This is a genomic window from Wenzhouxiangella marina, from assembly GCF_001187785.1.
GTDB lineage: Bacteria > Pseudomonadota > Gammaproteobacteria > Xanthomonadales > Wenzhouxiangellaceae > Wenzhouxiangella > Wenzhouxiangella marina.
The window spans coordinates 2,962,345-2,981,492 of the sequence record NZ_CP012154.1 but is presented as its reverse complement, the minus strand read 5'-3'; the positions used below and the strand labels follow the sequence as shown (position 1 = coordinate 2,981,492).

At 65.8% G+C, this 19,148-nt stretch carries 15 protein-coding genes; 11 read left to right on the top strand and 4 right to left on the bottom strand.

All coding sequences use genetic code 11. From position 1 onward, the window contains the following. Positions 1–28: 28 nt before the first annotated feature. Together WM2015_RS12700 and acs are read right to left on the bottom strand one after the other, a co-directional pair. Positions 29–700, bottom strand: a complete 672-nt coding sequence (locus WM2015_RS12700) for a response regulator transcription factor (RefSeq protein ID WP_049726395.1) — start codon at positions 698–700, stop codon at positions 29–31. A 49-nt stretch (positions 701–749) separates the two neighbouring features. After that, on the bottom strand, positions 750–2,696 hold the full coding sequence (acs, locus tag WM2015_RS12695) for an acetate--CoA ligase (RefSeq protein WP_049726394.1): 1,947 nt from the start codon (positions 2,694–2,696) through the stop codon (positions 750–752). Between the two features lie 242 nt (positions 2,697–2,938). Here acs and WM2015_RS12690 point away from each other — a divergent pair, with 242 nt between their 5' ends. The 5 genes from WM2015_RS12690 to WM2015_RS12670 all read left to right on the top strand — a co-directional run bounded on the left by WM2015_RS12690 (position 2,939) and on the right by WM2015_RS12670 (position 7,928). Further along, positions 2,939–4,291 carry a DcaP family trimeric outer membrane transporter gene (locus tag WM2015_RS12690; RefSeq protein ID WP_156201173.1) on the top strand — a complete coding sequence of 451 codons (1,353 nt, stop codon included), beginning with the start codon at positions 2,939–2,941 and terminating at the stop codon, positions 4,289–4,291. 158 nt (positions 4,292–4,449) lie between these two features. Further along, positions 4,450–5,559 (top strand): MlaE family ABC transporter permease, encoded by a 1,110-nt coding sequence (locus tag WM2015_RS12685; RefSeq protein ID WP_049726393.1) that lies wholly within the window; start codon positions 4,450–4,452, stop codon positions 5,557–5,559. Then, a complete protein-coding gene (locus WM2015_RS12680; RefSeq protein ID WP_245609769.1) occupies positions 5,556–6,314 on the top strand; it encodes an ABC transporter ATP-binding protein in 759 nt (252 codons plus the stop codon). Before WM2015_RS12685 ends, WM2015_RS12680 begins: the two co-directional genes overlap by 4 nt. Before the next feature lie 10 nt (positions 6,315–6,324). Next, positions 6,325–7,293 carry an MlaD family protein gene (locus tag WM2015_RS12675; protein WP_049726392.1) on the top strand — a complete coding sequence of 323 codons (969 nt, stop codon included), beginning with the start codon at positions 6,325–6,327 and terminating at the stop codon, positions 7,291–7,293. Then, the gene (locus tag WM2015_RS12670) at positions 7,290–7,928 is read left to right on the top strand and encodes an ABC-type transport auxiliary lipoprotein family protein (protein WP_049726391.1); all 639 of its coding nucleotides are present in this window, start codon (positions 7,290–7,292) and stop codon (positions 7,926–7,928) included. Before WM2015_RS12675 ends, WM2015_RS12670 begins: the two co-directional genes overlap by 4 nt. Positions 7,929–7,939: 11 nt before the next feature. Here the strand turns inward: WM2015_RS12670 and WM2015_RS12665 are convergent, their stop codons facing one another. Then, the gene (locus tag WM2015_RS12665; RefSeq protein ID WP_049726390.1) at positions 7,940–9,001 is read right to left on the bottom strand and encodes a GGDEF domain-containing response regulator; all 1,062 of its coding nucleotides are present in this window, start codon (positions 8,999–9,001) and stop codon (positions 7,940–7,942) included. Positions 9,002–9,191: 190 nt separating this feature from the next. Continuing rightward, a complete protein-coding gene (locus WM2015_RS12660) occupies positions 9,192–9,755 on the bottom strand; it encodes a cytochrome b (protein WP_082169724.1) in 564 nt (187 codons plus the stop codon). A 120-nt stretch (positions 9,756–9,875) separates the two neighbouring features. Between WM2015_RS12660 and WM2015_RS12655 the strand changes: the two genes are divergently transcribed. The 6 genes from WM2015_RS12655 (at position 9,876) to sppA (ending at position 19,147) form a co-directional block, all read left to right on the top strand. Continuing rightward, positions 9,876–11,240, top strand: coding sequence for a leucyl aminopeptidase family protein (locus WM2015_RS12655; protein ID WP_049726389.1), 1,365 nt, complete (start codon positions 9,876–9,878; stop codon positions 11,238–11,240). 65 nt (positions 11,241–11,305) lie between these two features. Further along, positions 11,306–11,839, top strand: a complete 534-nt coding sequence (locus WM2015_RS12650) for an ECF-type sigma factor (RefSeq protein WP_082169723.1) — start codon at positions 11,306–11,308, stop codon at positions 11,837–11,839. 2 nt (positions 11,840–11,841) lie between these two features. Further along, positions 11,842–14,304, top strand: coding sequence for a serine/threonine-protein kinase (locus WM2015_RS12645; protein WP_049726387.1), 2,463 nt, complete (start codon positions 11,842–11,844; stop codon positions 14,302–14,304). Between the two features lie 97 nt (positions 14,305–14,401). Next, complete coding sequence (locus WM2015_RS12640; RefSeq protein ID WP_049726386.1) at positions 14,402–15,730, top strand: choice-of-anchor Q domain-containing protein; 1,329 nt, start codon at positions 14,402–14,404, stop codon at positions 15,728–15,730. A gap of 87 nt (positions 15,731–15,817) precedes the next feature. Beyond that, the gene (locus WM2015_RS12635) at positions 15,818–17,179 is read left to right on the top strand and encodes an MATE family efflux transporter (protein WP_156201169.1); all 1,362 of its coding nucleotides are present in this window, start codon (positions 15,818–15,820) and stop codon (positions 17,177–17,179) included. A 108-nt stretch (positions 17,180–17,287) separates the two neighbouring features. After that, positions 17,288–19,147 carry a signal peptide peptidase SppA gene (sppA, locus tag WM2015_RS12630; RefSeq protein WP_049726384.1) on the top strand — a complete coding sequence of 620 codons (1,860 nt, stop codon included), beginning with the start codon at positions 17,288–17,290 and terminating at the stop codon, positions 19,145–19,147. Position 19,148: the final 1 nt, after the last annotated feature.

Sequence of the window (19,148 nt, the reverse complement as noted above, 5' to 3'; positions counted from 1 at the left end):
CGCACGGCAAGCTAGCGCAGCGGCGTGCTCAGGAAGGGAAGTCCCCGCGGCCGGCTTCCGGCGGCTCGACGGCCAGGCGCTGGGCCAGCAGCACGGCCTGGGTGCGGTTGGTGACGCCGAGCTTGCGCAGGATGGCCGTCATGTGCGCCTTGACCGTGGCCTCGGAAATGTCCAGCTCGTAGGCGATCTGCTTGTTGAGCAGGCCCTCGGCGACCATCATCAGCACGCGGAACTGCTGCGGGGTGAGCTCGCCGATCCGTTCGGCGGTTTCGAGTTCGTCGACGGAAGTCGCCTGGGCAGGGTCGCCGTCCCTCGGCTGCCAGATATCGCCCGCCAATACCGTATCCAGGACCTCCCGGATCTCGCTGACCGGGGCCGACTTGTGGATGAAGGCGGCGGCGCCGTGGTCCATGGCGCGCTGGATCACGACCGGATTGTTGTTGGCCGAAATCACGCAGACCGGCAGCTCGGGATGATGCGCACGAAGATAGATCAGCGCCGAAAAGCCCTGCACGCCGGGCATGTGCAGATCGAGCAGCACCAGGTCGGCATGATCGTGCTCGCGCGAGGCAAGCTCCAGTTCGGCCATGTTGCCGGCCTGGATGATCTCGGCGCCGCCGAGGGCGCGCTCCAGCGCCAGGGCCAGCGCCTCCCTGAACAGCGGGTGGTCGTCGGCCACGATGACCTGGCGCTGGCTCACGCGCGCGTCCTCGCCCTTCGTTCGCGGGTGTGCGCTGCGTCCCGGAACATCAGCGGTTCATTCGATTGCCGATCAGGTCGTCGACCACCCCGGGCTCGGCCAGGGTCGAGGTGTCGCCCAGGTTCGAGTAGTCGTTCTCGGCGATCTTGCGCAGGATGCGGCGCATGATCTTGCCCGAGCGGGTCTTCGGCAGGCCGGGGGCGAACTGCAGGTAGTCCGGCTTGGCGATTGGGCCGATTTCCTTGCGTACCCACTGGCTGAGCTCGCCGATCAGCTCGTCGCTGGGCTCGAAGCCGGCGGTCAGGGTGACGTAGGCGTAGATGCCCTGGCCCTTGACGTCGTGCGGGAAGCCGACGACGGCGGCCTCGGACACGGCTTCGTGGGCGACCAGGGCCGATTCGATCTCGGCCGTGCCCATCCGGTGTCCGGACACGTTGAGCACGTCGTCCATGCGCCCGGTGATCCACCAGTCGCCGTCCTCGTCGCGACGCGCGCCGTCGCCGGTGAAGTACACATTGTCGAAGGTGGCGAAGTAGGTCTGGTAGAAGCGCTCGTGGTCGCCGTAGACCGTGCGCATCTGTCCCGGCCAGGAGTCCTTGATGATCAGGGCGCCGTTGGTCGCGCCCTCGAGTTCGTTGCCGTCCGTGTCGACCAGGGCCGGCTGTACGCCGAAGAAGGGCTTGGTCGCCGAGCCCGGCTTGAGGTCCGTGGCGCCGGGCAGGGGGGTAATCAGGATGCCGCCGGTCTCGGTCTGCCACCAGGTGTCGACGATCGGGCAGCGGCCGTCTCCGACGACGTGGTAGTACCACTCCCAGGCCTGCGGATTGATCGGCTCGCCGACGCTGCCGAGTACGCGCAGGCTCTTGCGTGAGGTGGACTTGACCGGCCCGTCGCCGTCGCGCATCAGGGCTCGGATGGCGGTGGGGGCGGTGTAGAAGATGTTGACCTGGTGCTTGTCGATGACCTGCCAGAAGCGGGCATTGTCCGGATAGCTCGGCACGCCTTCGAACATCAGGGTCGTTGCCCGGTTGGCCAGCGGGCCGTAGACGATGTAGCTGTGGCCGGTCACCCAGCCGACGTCGGCGGTGCACCAGTAGATGTCTCCCGGGCGGTAGTCGAAGACCAGTTCGTGGGTCATCGCGGCATACAGCAGGTAGCCGCCGGTCGTGTGCAGCACGCCCTTCGGCTTGCCGGTCGAACCCGAGGTATACAGGATGAACAGCGGGTCCTCGGCGTTCATCTCCTCGGGCGGACAGTCCGCTTCGACGGCCTCGATGGCTTCGTGGTACCAGACGTCGCGGCCGTCCTGCCAGTCGATGTCGCCCCCGGTGCGCTTCACGACCAGGACCGTCTCGATGGTCGTGACGTCGTCCGACTTCAGCGCTTCGTCGACGTTGCGCTTGAGCGGCACGGTCCTGCCGCCGCGAACGCTCTCGTCGGCGGTGATCACGACGCTGGACTGGCAGTCGACGATCCGGTTGGCCAGCGCGCCGGGCGAGAAGCCGCCGAAGACCACCGAGTGGATCGCTCCGATGCGGGCGCAGGCGAGCATCGCGTAGGCGGCTTCGGGAATCATCGGCATGTACAGGGTGACTCGATCACCCTTCCTCACGCCGCGTGCCTTGAGCGCATTGGCCAGGCGACAGACCTGCTCGTGCAGTTCTCGATAACTGATGTGCCGACTCTGCTCCGGGTCGTCGCCCTCCCAGATGATGGCGGTCTGCTCGGCGTGCTCGGCCAGATGGCGGTCGATGCAGTTGTAGGCGACGTTCAGGCTGCCGTCTTCGAACCAGCGGATGTGCAGGTCGTCGCGCGCGAAGCTGACGTCCTTGACCTTGCTGAAGGGTTTGATCCAATCCAGACGCTGCCGGGCCTGTTCGGCCCAGAAAGTTTCGGGATCCTCGATCGAGGCCCGGTACATGGCCTCGTACTGCTCGCGGTCGATGCGCGCGTTCTGGAAGGACTCGGGAACGGGATAAACCTTGTGCTCGCTCATGATCGTTCGGACTGTCGAAAAACCCGTTGTCGATAGTAACAAGGTCGGAAGTGCTGCGGACATGCGACCAAAGTCGTCCCGCGGGCCGTCGGCGTTCCCCGTCGTCCAACTTTCGTCGTATAGACCAATCGGTAATGGTCGGCGTCCGGGGGACGGGCGCATCATCGAATGCCGTCGGTCGGGCCTTTCGGGCCGCAGGCCGCTGAAACGATTCAATCGATGGAATTCGAGGAGATCCTGTGATGGAGATTAGACGAGGGACCCGGCAGGTATTGATGGCGGTCGGCATTGTGCTGTTGTCCGCGCCGGCATGGGCCGATGCCGATCCGAGCGAGCGCGAGCGCGCGCTCGAGCAACGAGTCGCCGAACTCGAGCGGCTGGTCAACCAGCTGGTCATGGAGCGTGATGGTGCGATGGAGTCCAGCGAGCGTGCCGTCAGCGAAGTGCGGGCAGAAGTGGCTGAAGTGGCCGAGCGCGTCGAGGCGGTCGAGGCCAGGGACGAGTCGGCCGACATCGTGCGCGGCGCGACCCGCTTCAATTTCGGTGGCTACATCAAGGCCGACACCATGTGGACCCGCTACAGCGGCGGCTCGGTGCCGGCCAACAACCTGATCCGCGACTTTGCCGTGCCGGGACTGATTCCCGTGGGCGGCGACAGCTCGACCACCGACGTCGATTTCCACGCCAAGGAAACGCGCTTCAACTTCGGCTTCGCGCACGACACGGACAACGGCAGCGAGGTGTCCGGTTTCATCGAACTGGACTTCCTGACCGGCCCGGGTGGCAACGAGCGCATCACCAACTCCTACAATCCGCGCATACGGCATGCCTTCCTGCGCTACAACAACTGGCTGGTGGGGCAGACCTGGTCGACCTTCTTCAACGTCGGCGCCCTGCCGGAGAACCTGGACTTCGTCGGGCCGACGGAAGGCACGGTCTTCGCTCGTCAGGACATGATTCGCTACAGCACCGGTCCCTGGCAGTTCGCGATCGAGAATCCGGAAACCACCGTCACGCCCCTCGGCGGCGGCGCTCGGATCGTGACCGACACGGCCTTCCTGCCGGACGTGGTGGCCCGTTACACCGTGGGTGGCGACTGGGGCAATTTCGTGATCGCAGGCATCGGTCGGCAGCTGTCCATCGACACGGATACGGGCACCGAGCGTGAACTGGGCATGGCGCTGAGCCTGAGCGGCAAGGTCAACCTCGGGCGCAATGATCTGCGCTGGATGGTGTCCGGTGGCCCCGGCATCGGTCGCTATCTCGGTCTGAACACCGCCAATGACGCGGTCTTCGACGAGACCGGCAGTCTGGAGGCCATCGATGCCTACGGTGGCTTCGTCTCCTACCGGCATTTCTGGAGCGACAAGTGGCGCTCGAACTTCACCTTCTCGGTGTTCCAGGCCGACAACGACGTCGACCTGACCGGTCTGGGCGTGACCGAACAGGCCTACACCGGCATTGCCAACCTGATCTATCAGGTCAATCCCCAGCTGCGCTTCGGCATGGAATACCAGCACTCTCGTCGCGAGATCGAGAGTGGTGCGTCGGGCAACATGAACCGGATGCAGTTCTCGACCATCTACGCGTTCTGATCCCGTAGGCGTCGTTCATCAGGCTTGCCCGGCGGTTCGATCGAGCCGCCGGGCTTTTCTTTGCCGACCGCCCGGCAACTCTGTTCTCGGACCTGCGCTCGCCTCGCCGATTTTTGCTAACGTGGGCCGATGATCCCTGATGCAAGGACGCGACGCGCTTGACTGCCGAACCCGCTCTGGAGCCTTCCGCCTCCGACCCTGGTGAACTGCTGGCCAGCGGTGACTGGAGCGTGGATCGGGCGATGATGCTGGCGGCTCGGGTCGAGGCGATCGAGGGCGCTTTCAATGCGCTCGACGGAGAGCAGATCGAGCGACTTGATTCGGCGGGTGCCCTGCTCCTGTCCCGAGCGGCCCGCCGAGCGGGTGTGCCGCCGGGTGGCTTGCGCCTGCAGGCACAGCATCGCGCCCTGTACGAGGCCGTTGCCGGCATGGCGGAGCGGCCCGTCGTGCACCCGCAGCGGGTGGCCTGGTGGGCTCGTCTGCTCGGCGGCCTTGGTCGGGTCAGTGCCGAGATGGTGCTGCATTTCCATCGGCTGCTCGGCTTTCTGGGTCTGGTGCTCGCCACCGCGGTCCGGGCCCTTCCGCGTCCGCGGGACTGGCCGTTGACGTCCATCGTGCACCACATGCAGCAGACCGGGCTGAATGCGCTGCCGCTGGTCGCCCTGCTCAGCTTTCTGGTCGGTGCCGTGGTCGCCTTTCTGGGCGCGACCGTGTTGCGCGATTTCGGTGCCGAGCTGTTCGTGGTGGACCTGACCGTGTTCGCGTTCCTGCGCGAGTTCGGCGTTTTGCTGACCGCCATTCTGCTTGCCGGCCGGACCGCCAGCGCCTTCACGGCCCAGATCGGCACGATGAAGAGCCGGGAGGAAATCGATGCCATCCGAGCGCTGGGTCTGGATCCGATCCTGCTGCTGGTCATCCCCCGCCTGATCGCGCTGCTCGTGACCCTGCCGATCCTTGCCATGCTGGCCATGGTCGCGGGCCTCGCCGGCGGGATGAGCGTGTCGGCCGCCTCTCTTGGAATCCCTGCCGATCTGTTCTTCGATCGGATGAGCAATGTGGTCGAGTTCAGGCACTACCTGGTCGGTCTGGTCAAGGCGCCCCTGTTCGCCTTCGTGATCGCCCTGGTCGGCTGCCTGGAGGGCTTCAAGGTGGCCGGCACGGCCCAGTCGGTCGGCGAACGAACCACCTCGGCCGTGGTCCAGTCGATTTCCCTGGTCATCGTCATCGATGCCCTGGCGGCGGTCGTGTTCATGGAGCTGGGCTGGTGAGCGCGCCGGCCATTCGCGTCCGGGGCCTGGTCAATCGATTCGGCTCGCAGGTCGTTCACGAGCAGCTCGATCTGGACGTCGAGCGTGGCGAGATTCTCGGTGTTGTCGGCGGCTCCGGGACCGGCAAGTCGGTGCTGATGCGGGCCATCCTGGGCCTGCGTCCACCTCAGGCCGGCACGATCGAGGTGCTCGGGAAGACCGTTGACGATCGTCCGGGCAGCCGCGGTCTGCTGCGCCGGCACAGCGGGGTGCTGTTCCAGGATGGGGCCCTGTTCTCTTCCCTGAGTGTGCTTGAGAACGTCGAAGTGCCGCTGCGGACCCAGACGCCCGACCTGTCGCCGGCGCTGCGCCGCGAACTGGCTCGCATCAAGATCGGCCTGGTCGGTCTGCAGCCAGGGGCGGAAGACAAGCTCCCCTCGGAGCTTTCCGGGGGCATGCGTAAGCGCGCCGGCCTGGCCCGGGCCTTGGCGCTGGACCCGGAACTGCTCTTCCTCGACGAGCCGACCGCCGGCCTGGACCCGATCGGGGCCGCGGAATTCGATCAGCTCCTGCGAACCCTGCAGAGCGCCCTGGGCCTGACCGTGTTTCTGATCACCCATGATCTTGATACGCTGTACTCGATCTGCGACCGGGTGGCGGTGATCGGAGAACGGCGCATTCTCACCATCGGTACCCTGGACGAGGTCGAGCGCTGCGACCATGCGTGGGTGCAGGCCTATTTCCACGGACCGCGGGCACGCGCGGTGCGTCGCTGAGGGAGAAGCCATGGAAACCCGAGCCCCTTACGTTCTCATCGGTGCCTTTGTCCTGCTGGGCATGGCGGGCCTCGTGCTGTTCGGTCTGTGGAGCGCCCGCTACCAATCCGAGTCGGTCTGGAGCGAATACGAAATCGTCTTCGAACAGGCGGTCTCCGGCCTGTCGATCGGTTCCAGCGTTCAGTACAACGGAATCAGCATGGGGTCGGTACGTGAGCTCTACCTGGAACCCGAGGATCCGAGCCAGGTCGTGGCCGTGATCCGCCTGGATGCCGAAGCGCCCGTGCGCGAGGACACGGTGGCCCGACTCAGTATCTCCGGCTTGACGGGGGTGGCCTTCATCCAGCTGCGCGGCGGGAGCGCTGAAAGCCCGGTTCTCACGGCGCCCGAGCCCGGCCAGCGGCCGCGGATTCTGGCCGAACCCTCGCCGCTGCAGCGCCTCATCGACGCCTCCGACGATATCGCCAGCACGGCCAGCCAGGTCCTGCTGCGCATGCTCGATATCCTGAGCGAGGAGAACGCGGTGCGCGTGAGCACGACGCTCGACAATATCGATGCCTTCACCCGGGCGCTCGCCGGGGAGGAGAACCGCATCGCCGAGACCCTGGCCAATGCACAGGCCAGCAGTGAGGCCTTGCTGGAACTGCTTGAAAACGCCAACCGCACGATCGGGGAGGTGGGCGAGGCGGTGGCCGGCATCGAACAGCATCTGATCGATGAACTGCCCAATTTCAGCGCCGACCTGAGCGAAACCCTCGCTCAGTTCGCGTCCCTGTCTCGGCGCCTGGATCGTGTCATCGCCGACAATGAACAGGCCCTGTCCGAGTTCGGCGCCGAGGGCCTGGCCCAGTTCGGGCCCGCCCTGCAGGAATTCCGATTGCTGCTGCGCGAGTTGTCCCGCTTGAGTGGACGCTTCGAGCGCCATCCCGCCGGTTTCCTGCTCGGCGCTGACCAACCCGAGGAGTATCAGCCCGAATGAATGCCCTGCGTCGACTTCGAATCCGCGCGATCGTTCTGGCGCTCGCGACCTTGTTGTTGGGTGCCTGCAGTCTGCTCGGTCGCCCGGAGCCGCTCGTCATCCTCGCGCCGCGCGCGCCGATGATGACCCTGGATGCAGGCCTGGCGGTCGACTGGTCGATCCAGATCCAGCGTCCCATGGCCGATCAGATGCGCGATTCCGATCGCGTGCTCGTCCGGCGCGCGCCGGCGCGCCTGCAGGTCTATCCAGGCGTGGCCTGGCTGGATTCGGTTCCGGAAATGCTGCAGTCCATGATGATCCAGGCCTTCGCCGACAGCCATGGCTTCGCCAGCGTCAGCCGCGCGGGCGCCGTGCGGACGCGCTTCGGTCTGAACACGGAGCTGCGATCCTTCGAATTGGTGGACGATGCGGAGGGGCGGCGGGTCGAGTTGGCTCTGCAGGCCAGCCTGGTGCACCAGCGAACCGGCCGGGTCGTGTCCAGTCGGAGTTTCACGGTGCGTTCCCAGGTCCTGTCCGGTGATCTGGATGCGGTCGTGCTGGCCTTCGAATCGGCATTGGCCGAACTGTTGCCTCAGCTGGTGCAATGGGCACGAGATGCCGGTCAGGTCTCCATCGAACGGGATGGCCGAAGCTGAGAGGGGCGGGATCAGTCGCTGCCCGTTCTGACCGGGTCCGAGGGCTCGCCGCTCAACAGCGCCAGCAGCGGTTCGAGTCGTTGACGTAGTTCCTCGACATGCGGCTTGAGCTGATCACGCTCACCGCGTTCCAGTGATTCCAGCACCTCGTCCAGACTGAGGCGCGGGTCCGTTCTGGCGGCGGCTCGACGCGGCTCGGGCTCGCCGTCGATCAGGGCTTCGAGGTCATGATCGAGACGCGGATCGGGTGAGGCAATCAGAAAACGACAGCGCACATCCAGCACGCCTCCCTCCGCATCGAGACCCAAGGCCTCGAGGTTCGGGATGAACCGGTCACGGAGGATGGCGGCGCCATGCGCCTCGGTGGCTGGAAGGAGAAAGCAGAACGATTCGGGTCCGATCCGATAGACCGTGTCCTCACGGCGAATCGACTCCTTGAGCAGGCGGCCCAGGCGCCACCATGCCTGGCCGGCGAAGGGCTCGCCGAGTTCATCGGCCAGGGCGCAGAGTCCGTCCAGATGCAGGGTGACCAGACTGACGGCCTGTGCATGTCGTCGTGCAAAGCTCAGCGCCTGAGCCACGCGTTCGATGCAGTCATCCCGACTGGCCAGCCCCGTCCTGGGATCCCGATGAGGATTGGACTCGAGCGCCTGTACCTGCCGGCGCAGCAGTTGGCTGCGAACATGGGTCCAGGTTCGCGCAAGCAGTTCGCTGTGCCTGAAGGGCTTGCCCAGAAAATCGCTGGCGCCCAGTTCGAGCGCCTTCTGTCGTTCCGACTCCTGATTCTCGACGCCCGTCATGGCAACGATGGGCAAGCCGGCGCGGCGGTCGTTCGGGTCCTTGCGAAGACGGCCGATGAGTTGATAACCGCTCATGCCCGGCAGGTTGATATCGGTGAACACGACCTGGACGTCCGATCGTGCTTCGAGTTGCCTGAGCGCATCTTCGGCATTGCCGGCCAGCAGCAGTTCGAAATGCGGTTCCAGGATGCGTTGGGCCGCCAGGCGGATCAGCTTGCTGTCGTCCACGAACAGGATGCAGGCCGGACAGGGGACGTTCGTTGGCTGTGGCATGGTCGGGCTCCGGAGGCCGCTGGATACCTTTGACAGCTGCAAGTTCCAGGCCACTCCGCCAGCGCATGCGAGCCATTTCGCCAGGATCCTGCGGGTTTCGATAGAACGGTCACGATCCGCCTCGAATCGACCAGTGACGAAGGCTGGCTGCTTGTGCCCCCGAAGATCGTCCTTCTGCGGCCGCGCCCGATCAGCGATCGACGCCCAGGATCCGCCGCATCAGACCATCGCGCAGCACGAACTGATGGCGAAGCGCCGCGAGCACATGCAAGGCCGCCAGGCCCAGCAGGCTGATGGCCAGGGCCTCGTGCAGCTCTTCCAGGATGTCGGCCAGGTTCTCGTTGACCGGCAGCAGGGCCGGCAGATCGAGGGCACCGAACCAGCTGGTACTGTGTCCTGCAGCGGTGCTCCAGGCCCAGCCACTCAGGGGAATGGCCAGGATCAGGCCGTACAGGGCCCAGTGCGTCAGGCTGGCGGCCAGGCGTTCCCAGGCTCGCATCGATTCGGGCCATGCGGGTGGGCGGTCGAAGAAGCGCCAGGCCAGGCGGATCAGCGCCAGGCCGAAGACGGTCAGGCCGATCGACTTGTGCTGATTGACCAGCGCGAACTGCTGACGGATCGACTCCGCTTCATCGATTCGCCACGCCCAGATGAACTGGAGCAGCAGGCCGATCACCACGGCCCAGTGTAGGCTCTGGGCGATCAGGCCGAAACGGGTCCGGGTGTTGCGAAAGGGCAGGGGCATGGCGTTCATGCTAGCCGATCCGGTGATCGCCGGGAAAGAGCGGATGCGGGTCGAGTGGGTCTGACAAGCCCGGGCAGCCGCTGCGGTATCCTTGCGCACTGACCCCCAGAATCCGGATTCGAAACGGCCATGTTCTGTTCTCCCAATGATGACTGCGTCCCCCTGGAACTGCTGAGTGAAGATCAGCTTGACGCCTGGCTCCAAGGGGCGTCGGCACGAACTCGGCGCTGGGTCGAGGGCAGCGGCTTTCAGGCCAGGGCCGACAGCTTCGTTCCGATTCCTGACGAACAGGGCGGGCTCGCGGCGGTGCTTGCCGGTCGTGCCTCGAAAGAGCGCCTCTGGGCCTTGGCCCATCTGCCGGCACGCTTGCCCGCGGGTCACTATCGGCTCGTCGGCGACTGGTCGGACGAGGACCTGGAGCTTCTGCTGCTGGGTTGGGCGTTGGGCGCCTATCGCTTCGACCGCTACAAGGAAACTTCACGCCCTGAAGCGCGGCTGGCCTTGCCGGAGAAGGCATCGCGTCGGGTCACCAGTCTGTATGAGGCAAGCGCCTGGGTACGAGACCTGGTCAATACGCCGGCCAGCGATCTCGGGCCGGCCGAACTCGCGGCCGAGGCCCAGGGATTGGCCGAGCGTTTCGAGGCAAGCCTCGAGGTCATCGAGGGGGACCGTCTGGAGCAGGAGTTTCCAGCCATCCACGCGGTGGGCCAGGCCTCCGCTCGTGCGCCTCGTCTGATCCGCATGCGCTGGGGCGATCCGGGGAATCCCGCACTGGCCCTGGTGGGCAAGGGCGTGGTCTTCGACTCCGGCGGCCTCGACATCAAGCCGGGTGCCGGCATGGTGCTGATGAAGAAGGACATGGGCGGCGCGGCCCACGTGCTCGGCCTGGCCCGATTGATCATGGATCTCGGTCTCAAGGTCGACCTCAGGGTCTACATTCCGGCGGTGGAAAACTCGATCAGCGGCAATGCCTATCGCCCGTCGGACGTGGTTCGGACGCGCAAGGGCTCGACCGTGGAGATCGGCAATACCGACGCCGAGGGCCGCGTGGTGCTGTCCGATGCCCTGACCCTGGCCTGCGAGGAGGGGGCGGAGCGAGTGATCGATTTCGCCACCCTGACCGGGGCTGCGCGCATCGCGCTCGGCGAGGATCTGCCCCCGATCTACGCACGAAAACTGGATCAGGCGCGCGCCATCCAGGACCGCAGCTTCGAGCTCCAGGATCCGCTCTGGCAGCTGCCCCTGTTCGAAGGCTACCGCAGTCAGATCCAGCCAGCGATCGCCGACCTGTCCAACACCGGAACGAGTCCCTTCGGGGGCAGTCTGACTGCGGCGCTGTTCCTCGATCATTTCGTCGACGAGGACCGCGACTGGATGCACCTGGACATCTACGCCTGGAACCGCTCGGACCGCCCCGGACGACCCGCCGGCGGCGAGGCTCAGGGTCTGCGCGCCATCTTCGACTGGCTGGAACGTGAGTACGGGCGCAGCTGATTCTGGTATCGCCGGGCGGGTCCCGGTATGCTTCGGACCTGTGGGGTTGGTTTTGGAATCGAAGCATGGAGCGTGATTCAGCGTTGGATGACGGGCTCGAGGCGGACAGTGGCTTCGAGCGCTGTCATGCCGAACTCTATCGAATTGCTCAGCGTGAACTTCGTCGCCAGTTTCGATCCGGCACGATCGACACGGTCGCCCTGGTCAATGAGGCCTGGTTGCGCGTTCAGAAAGGTGAGTCCGCCTGGCAGTCCCGCGGGCACTTTCTGGCCAGCATGACCACCACCATGCGCCACGTGCTGATCGACTATGCGCGTGAGCGCGGCGCCCAGCGCCGCGGTGGGGATTGGATTCAGGTCACTTCCAGCGCCCTCGACCAGCTCGAGGGAGAGGATGGCAGCGTCGATCTGCTGGCGGTGGACCGAGCCCTGAAGCAGCTCGGCGAGCGCTCGGAACGCCAGGAAAGGCTCCTCGAGTTCAAGCTCTTCGGTGGTCTGACCACGGAAGAGATGGCCGAGGCCCTGCAGATTTCGACGGCGACCGTGACGCGAGACCTGCGCATGGCCACGGCCTTCGTCCGGCGGGCCATGGAAGCCTGACCGTGGTCTCGGCCGCCGATTGGGCCAGGCTGCAGGATCACTTCGAAGCGCTCTGTGATCTTCCTCGCGCCGAGCAGACCAGAGCCCTGGATTCTCTGGGTCTCAGCGCCGAAGAACGAGCCGAACTGGAATCCCTGCTGGACTTCGACCGGCCCGAAGAAGGGCTCGACCCGGTCTCCGACGCGGTTCGTGCCCTGTCGGATGAGCTTCAGGCCGAGGACCTCACCGGGACGCTGATCGGGCCCTATCGCCTGACGGGACGCCTCGGCGCGGGCGGCATGGGCGAGGTGCATCTGGCCGAGCGTGATGATGGGCGTTTCCAGGCCCGAGTGGCGATCAAGTTCGTGGCGGCGGCCAGTCTTCGTGCCCGCGCCCTGTTCGAGCGCGAGCGCCAGATTCTTGCCCGCCTGAACCATCCTTCGATCGCGCGCATCATCGACGCCGGCGAAGACGCCCGTCTCGGGGCCTACCTGGTCATGGAGTTCGTCGATGGCCGGGCGATCGACGAGGCGGCCGGCGATCGGTCCTCGTCGCCCCTTCAGCGCTTGCAGTGGATGGCGGCAGCCGCCGAAGCCGTGGCCTTTGCCCACCAGAACCTGGTGCTCCATCGCGACCTGAAGCCGGCGCACCTGCTGATCACGAATGACGGCAGCCTGAAGATCCTGGACTTCGGTGTCGCCGGCCTGCTCGATCAGCGCTCGGGAGACGGACAGTCAACGGCCCAGACCAGCTTCACGCCCCGCTATGCCGCACCGGAACAGATCCTCAACCAGCCGGCCACGACGCGGACCGATGTCTATGCACTCGGCCTGATCCTGTTCGAGCTGCTGGCCGAGGGCCGGGGCGCATTCGGTGATCGGATCGCGGCCATGGCCGAGCGCAAGCTCGAGGGCGCTCGCCGAGCACTGCCTCCGGTTGCCGGCCTGAACCGGACCCAGCAGCGAGATCTGCGCGCGATTCTCGCCCGCTGCCTGGCGCGGCCGCCGGAGGATCGCTATGCCGGCCCGGCCGAACTGGCGGTGGATCTGAACGCCGTGATCGCCGACGAGCCGGTCCGCGCCCGGCAGACAAGCTGGATGGAGTCGGGTTGGCGCTGGTGTCGTCGCCATCGTCTGACCAGCGTGGCCCTGGTCGTCGCCCTCGCCAGCGTGGTGCTGGGGACTTCTCTGGTGCTGCGCTATGCCAATCAGGCGCAGCTCGATCGTGAACGGGCGCTGGCCGAGGCCGGTAAGGCCCGGGCGAGCACGGAGTTCCTGGCCGACCTGCTCTCGGGCTCGACGCCCGGACCGTCCCAGGGGCCGGAGACCACGGCCCGCGATCTGCTGGAGCGCGGCCGCGATCGGCTTCAGGACGAGCTGGCCGACGAACCCGGCACGCGCGCCTATCTCGAGCTGGTGATGGCCCGCAGCTTCATGTTTCTCGGGCTCTACGACGATGCCATGGCCCTCATCGACCGCCCCATGCCTGCCGATGAGCCGGAGATTCGCAACGAGCGGGCGCTGCTCAAGGCTCGGCTTCTCATGTTCAAGGGTGATTACGTCGGTGCCGCCGAGCATCTCGGTGCACAGCCCGTCGACGAGTTCACCCCGGCTCAACGGGCCCAGGCCGAGCTGTCGCGTTCGACGGCGCTGATCAACCTGAACGACATCCCTGGCGCGCGCGAGGCGGCCGAGCAGGTCGTGCTCTGGTCGGACCGGATGGACGACGGCCTGGAGATGCGAGCCTCGGCTCAGAACATGCTCGGGGTCATCGCCTACAACGAGCGGGATTTCGAGCGGGCCAGCGGAATGTTCGAGGAACTGCTCGAGACCCGCATCCGCCAGTACGGCGAATCCCACGCCGAGACGGCGCTGGTGATCAACAATCTGGCGGGCATCAGTTATGCCATGGGCGAGCTCGAACGTGCCCTGGAGCAGTACGAGCGCTCGGCAGCCCTGTTCGAGGCCCATTTCGGTGTCGAGAACCGTTCCTTTGCGATGGTCCAGCGCGCGCTGGCCATGACCCATCGCAGACTGGGCAACGCGGACCTGGCGCGGCAGGGTTTCGACCGGACCCTCGAGGTGATCGAGAACTGGAGCGGCAGCGACGACCCCATCTGGCGCGAGGTCCAGATGCAGCGCATCGATCTGCTGATTCTCCTTGATCGTGACGAAGAGGCTCGCGCGGCACTCGAGTTCGTCGGCCCGCTCGATTTGCAGGACTGGGAGGGGCGGCCGGACGAGGCCTGCCGCTGGGCCTACCTGCGCGCGGCCCTGGCCCTCCCCGAGGACATCGCCCGCTGGTGCGAGGCGCTGGGTCCGGAACCGGATCACCTTCGGCCGGGGCAGGATTTCCTCCGGGCGCGGATCGCGCGTGCGGCTGGCGCGGACGGTGAATTCGAATCCATGCGGGCGCGTGCGATCGATTCGATCGAGCTCATCACTCCGCCCGATCCGCTGCTGGAGTCCGCGATCCGGCGACTCTGACCGGCGGCACGATACGCGCCACTGAAAATCCGATGATCAAGGCTTCGGGATCATTCCGTAACTCTGATTGACCCCTGAATCAATCGGAGCGAGTCCCTTGAAATCACTGAAGCAAAGCATTCTGGCCATTGGCCTGGTTCTTCTCGTATCGAATCCGAGCCATGCGCTCGATTTCATCGTCAACAGCACGGCCGACGTGCCCGATGCCCTCCCGGGCGATGGGCTCTGCAATCCGGTCAACGCCCTGCCGCAGACCTGCACCCTGCGTGCAGCGATCATGGAGGCCAACGCCCTGGGGGGCGCTCACAACATCGCCCTTGCGACGGGCGTCTACGTGTTGAACAACCTGGGCACGGGCGAGGACCAGGCCGCGACCGGCGACCTCGACATCCACGCCGAGATCCTGATCCTCAACGGCACGAACAACCCGCCCCTGATCAGCGGCAATGCCACCGACCGCATCTTCGATGTCCATGCGGGCGGTGAGCTGACCCTGAGCAACATCGATCTGTCCGGTGGGCGCGCCAACGAGCCCGGCACGGTTCGGGGTGCTGCGGTCAACGTGCGCGGCGACGCCAGGCTGCTCCTTCAGCAGTCTCGCGTGTCTGTCAATCTGGCCAATCAAGGCGGCGCCATCTACAGCGATGGACTGGTGCACATCCTCGACAGCGAGCTGTTCCACAACGCCATCGTCGCCGACGAGCTGCTTCCGGAATTCTCGGACGGCGCTGCGATCTTCAATCGAGGCATGCTGCTGATCGAGCGCTCCACGCTTCGCGACAATGGCCGCCTGCCCGGTTACGACGGACCCCTGTCGACCACGGAGTACGCCATCCACAGCCGACGTGGCTTCGTGACCGGTCCTGCGGTTCTGATAGGCAACACCACCCTGTTCAACAACACCAACGGGGTCTTCTCCGACGGCGTGCCGACCCTGATCACTCATTCGACTCTCGTCAACAACAATCAGCGCGGCCTTCGGTTCCTGCGCGATCTCGATGCGCTCGGCGAGGTTCAGCTCACGGTCATCCAGAGCGTGCTCTACGGTCACACCTCGGACTGCAACGACCTGAGTGATGCCGAGGCCGAATTCGATCTGGCCTTCAACATCAACGCCAGCTCGGACGAGAGCTGCGGCTTCACCGGCTTCAACGATTTCCAGAACATCGCCTATCCGTTCTTCGGTGGGTTGGGCGATCACGGCGGCCCGACCCCGACCCTGATGCCGAAGTCGAATGGCCCCCTGGTCGATCCGGTCGGGGGGAGCTGCGGTACGCTGGACGAGGATCAGCGGAGTGCTGCCCGGCCCATCGACGGCAATGGAATCGGCGGTGCGATCTGCGACATCGGCGCGGTCGAATTCAACCCCGACGGCGATCCGGAATTCACCGACCGGATGTTCTCCGATCGCTTCGAGCAGGACTGACCCGGCCGCGCTCGATCGCCGGGCTTGCCTTGTTCACGCGCTGCGACCGACAATGCGCGGTCACCAAAGTGGTACCGCGTGTCGATCATGGCGCCAATCCCGGAGAATCAAGGTCTGCGCCACGATGTGATTCGAACGCTGGTGCTGGCCGGCCCCCTGGTGGTCGGTCAGTTGACCAGCTTCGGCATGAACTTCGTCGACACGGTCATGGCCGGTCGAATCGGCACCGTCGACCTGGCCGCCATCGCCGTCGGTTCGTCGATCTGGGCCGCCGGTTTCCTGTTCGTGCTCGGCGTCCTGCTCGCCGTCTCGGCCACCGTGTCCCAGCTCGACGGGGCAGGGCGTAGACATCAGGTCGGCGAATTCACCCGCCAGGCCATCTGGCTGTCGCTGATGCTGGCGGTGGTGCTGTTTCTGGCCGTGCGCAGCGCCGGTTGGATCATGGGAGCCATCGACGTCGAGGCACAGGTGGCCGAGCTGTCGATGGACTATCTGCGCGCCATCAGCTGGGGCGCGCCCGCCCTGTGCGCGATGATGGCGCTGCGCTTCTTTTCCGAGGGCACGGGCTACACGCGACCGACCATGTACGTGGGCCTTCTCGGCATCGCCTGCAATGTGCCGCTGAACTACGTGCTCATGTTCGGCAAGCTCGGCGTGCCGGCCATGGGTGCCGTTGGTGCGGGTTGGGCGACGGCGATCGTATTCTGGCTGCAGCTGTTCGCCCTGACCGCCTGGATCGCCTGGCGGCCCCGCTATGCGCCGTTTGCCCTGTTTGCCCGGCTGAGCCGTCCGAACGCGCGGGAAATCCTGTCCCTGCTCCGCCTGGGTCTGCCGATCGGCGTGATGGTGTTTCTCGAAGGCGGCCTGTTCGTCGGTACGGCCCTGCTGATCGGCACGCTCGGGGCGCTGCCCGTGGCGGCTCATCAGGTCGCAATGAACTACGCCGGATTGATGTTCATGGTGCCGGTGGGCCTGTCCGGCGCCATCACCGTGCGCGTCGGCAACGCCATCGGCCGCGGTGACGTGCTCGGGGCGCGTCGGGCCGGCCTGGTCGGCATGGGCCTGGCCACCTGCTTCGGCCTCGTCTCGGCCACCGTCATGCTGACGGTTCCCGAGTGGATCGTGGGCTTCTACACGAGCGAAGCCGAAGTGGCGTCATTGGCCGTGAGCCTGTTGTTCTTCGCCGCGATCTTCCAGCTGGCCGACTGCCTTCAGGCATCGGCGGCGGGGGCGCTGCGCGGACTGAAGGACACCCGGATGCCGATGGTCTATTCGATCATCGCCTACTGGGCGATCGGTCTGAGTTGTGGCTGGTTCCTGACCTTCCGCATGGAATTCGGCCCCGAGGGGATGTGGATCGGCATCATCACGGGCCTGAGCGTGGCCGCGGTCCTGCTGAGCCACCGGTTCCTGCGGATCACGCAGCAGCGTCTGCGGCTGATCAGGTAACGCTCAGCATTGGCACAAGCGCCGTGGGCCGCGCATGACCACTGGCCCATTGCTCCGTTCACCCGGGCTCCCTACAATGCGGCGGGTCGTCTTCTGAGCTGTGACCCCATGACTACCCATCGCCCGAATATCCTCGTTCGCCTCTGGCTCGGTTTCTGGAACGGCGTGACTGCCCTCCGCATGGCCGTGTTCAATATCCTTTTCCTGATCGTGCTGGCCCTGGTGCTGCGGGCGATCTTTGCCGGGGGTGAGGCCCTGGTACTCGACGATGACACGACCCTGGTCATTTCGCCGCGAGGCGTGATCGTCGAGGAATACGTCGGTACGCCCTTCGAGCGGGCGGTCAACGAGGCGCTGGGTCAGGAGCTGCCGCAGACGCGGCTGCGCGATATCGTGGCCACGCTGGAGTTCGCTGCCGGCGACGACAAGGTGACCCAGGTCCTGATCCAGACCGATCGCCTGATCGGCATGGGTCCCGGCATGCTCAATGAACTCGAGCAGGCCTTCACCCGTTTCAGGGAGTCCGGCAAGCGGGTCATTGCCCACGGTGGATGGATGTCGCAGGGGCAGTACTTCATGGCCTCCCTGGCCGACGAGATCTGGCTCGATCGCGATGGCATGGTCCTGCTGCAGGGCTATGGCATGTATCGTCAGTACTATGCGGACGGCCTCGAGATGCTCGAAGTCGACGTCAATCTGATCCGCGTGGGTGAGTACAAGTCGGCAATGGAGCCCTACATCCGCAATGACATGTCCGAGGCCGATCGCGAGGCGCGCCAGTACCTGATCGACGATCTCTGGCAGCGCTACCTCGATCATGCCGCGTCCAATCGCGGCATGCCGGTCGAGGTGCTGGCTGATCTGACCAACAATTTCCCGGCCTATCTGGAACAGGCGGGCGGCAGCATGAGCCAGATGGCGCTGGATCGCGGTCTGGTCGACCGCCTGGTCAGCCGGCCGGAACTGCGCTCGGAACTTGCCCTGAGCGGCGCCTCCGACGAGGAGAGCGGCTACCGCCGAATCGGCATGTCCGAATACCTCGAGGGTCGTCAGCTCATGACGACGCCGGGTGATCGTCAGGTCGGCGTGATCGTGGCCCAGGGCACCATCGTCGAGGGCAGCCAGCCGCCGGGTACCATCGGGGGCGATTCCACCGCACGTCTGATCCGCCAGGCGGCGCAGGACGACAAGATCGAGGCCGTGGTGCTGCGCATCGACTCGGGCGGCGGCAGTGCCTTTGCCTCCGAGGTGATTCGCACCGAGCTGATGAATCTGCGTGATGCCGGCAAGCCCGTGGTGGTGAGCATGGGCAATGTCGCGGCCTCGGGTGGCTACTGGATCGCCATGGGCGCCGACGAAGTCTGGGCCTATCCCACGACCATCACCGGTTCCATCGGCATCTTCGGGTTCTTCCCGACCTTCCAGAACACCCTGGCCAAGATCGGCGTCTACACCGACGGGGTCGGTACCACGCCACTGTCGGGCGCCCTGCGGCCGGACATGGCGATGGACGAGGAAACCCGGCGCATGCTGCAGAACTTCATCGACCATGGCTACCAGGAGTTCATCGGTCTGGTGGCCGAGCACCGCAACATGAGTGTGGAAGACGTCGATGCCGTCGCCCAGGGACGTATCTGGACCGGCGCCCAGGCCCAGGACCGAGGTCTGGTGGATCACCTCGGCACGCTCAGCGACGCGATCGATTCCGCCGCCCGCATGGCCGGCCTGGGTGAGGACTACGACGTCACCTATGTCGAGCAGGGTATGGAGCCCTGGCAGGCCTTCCTGACCGGTATGGGCGCACGGGCGCTGAGCATGGCCGGCGCCGAACTGGCGCCGCCGGAGGCGCGGGTGCTGCCCGACGATCTCCGTCGCCGTCTGGTCGAAGACATGGCCTTGCTCTACGAGCATGCCGGTCCCGGTCGGACCGGCGTGATGGCGCACTGCCTCTGCGACGTGCCGCGCTGAG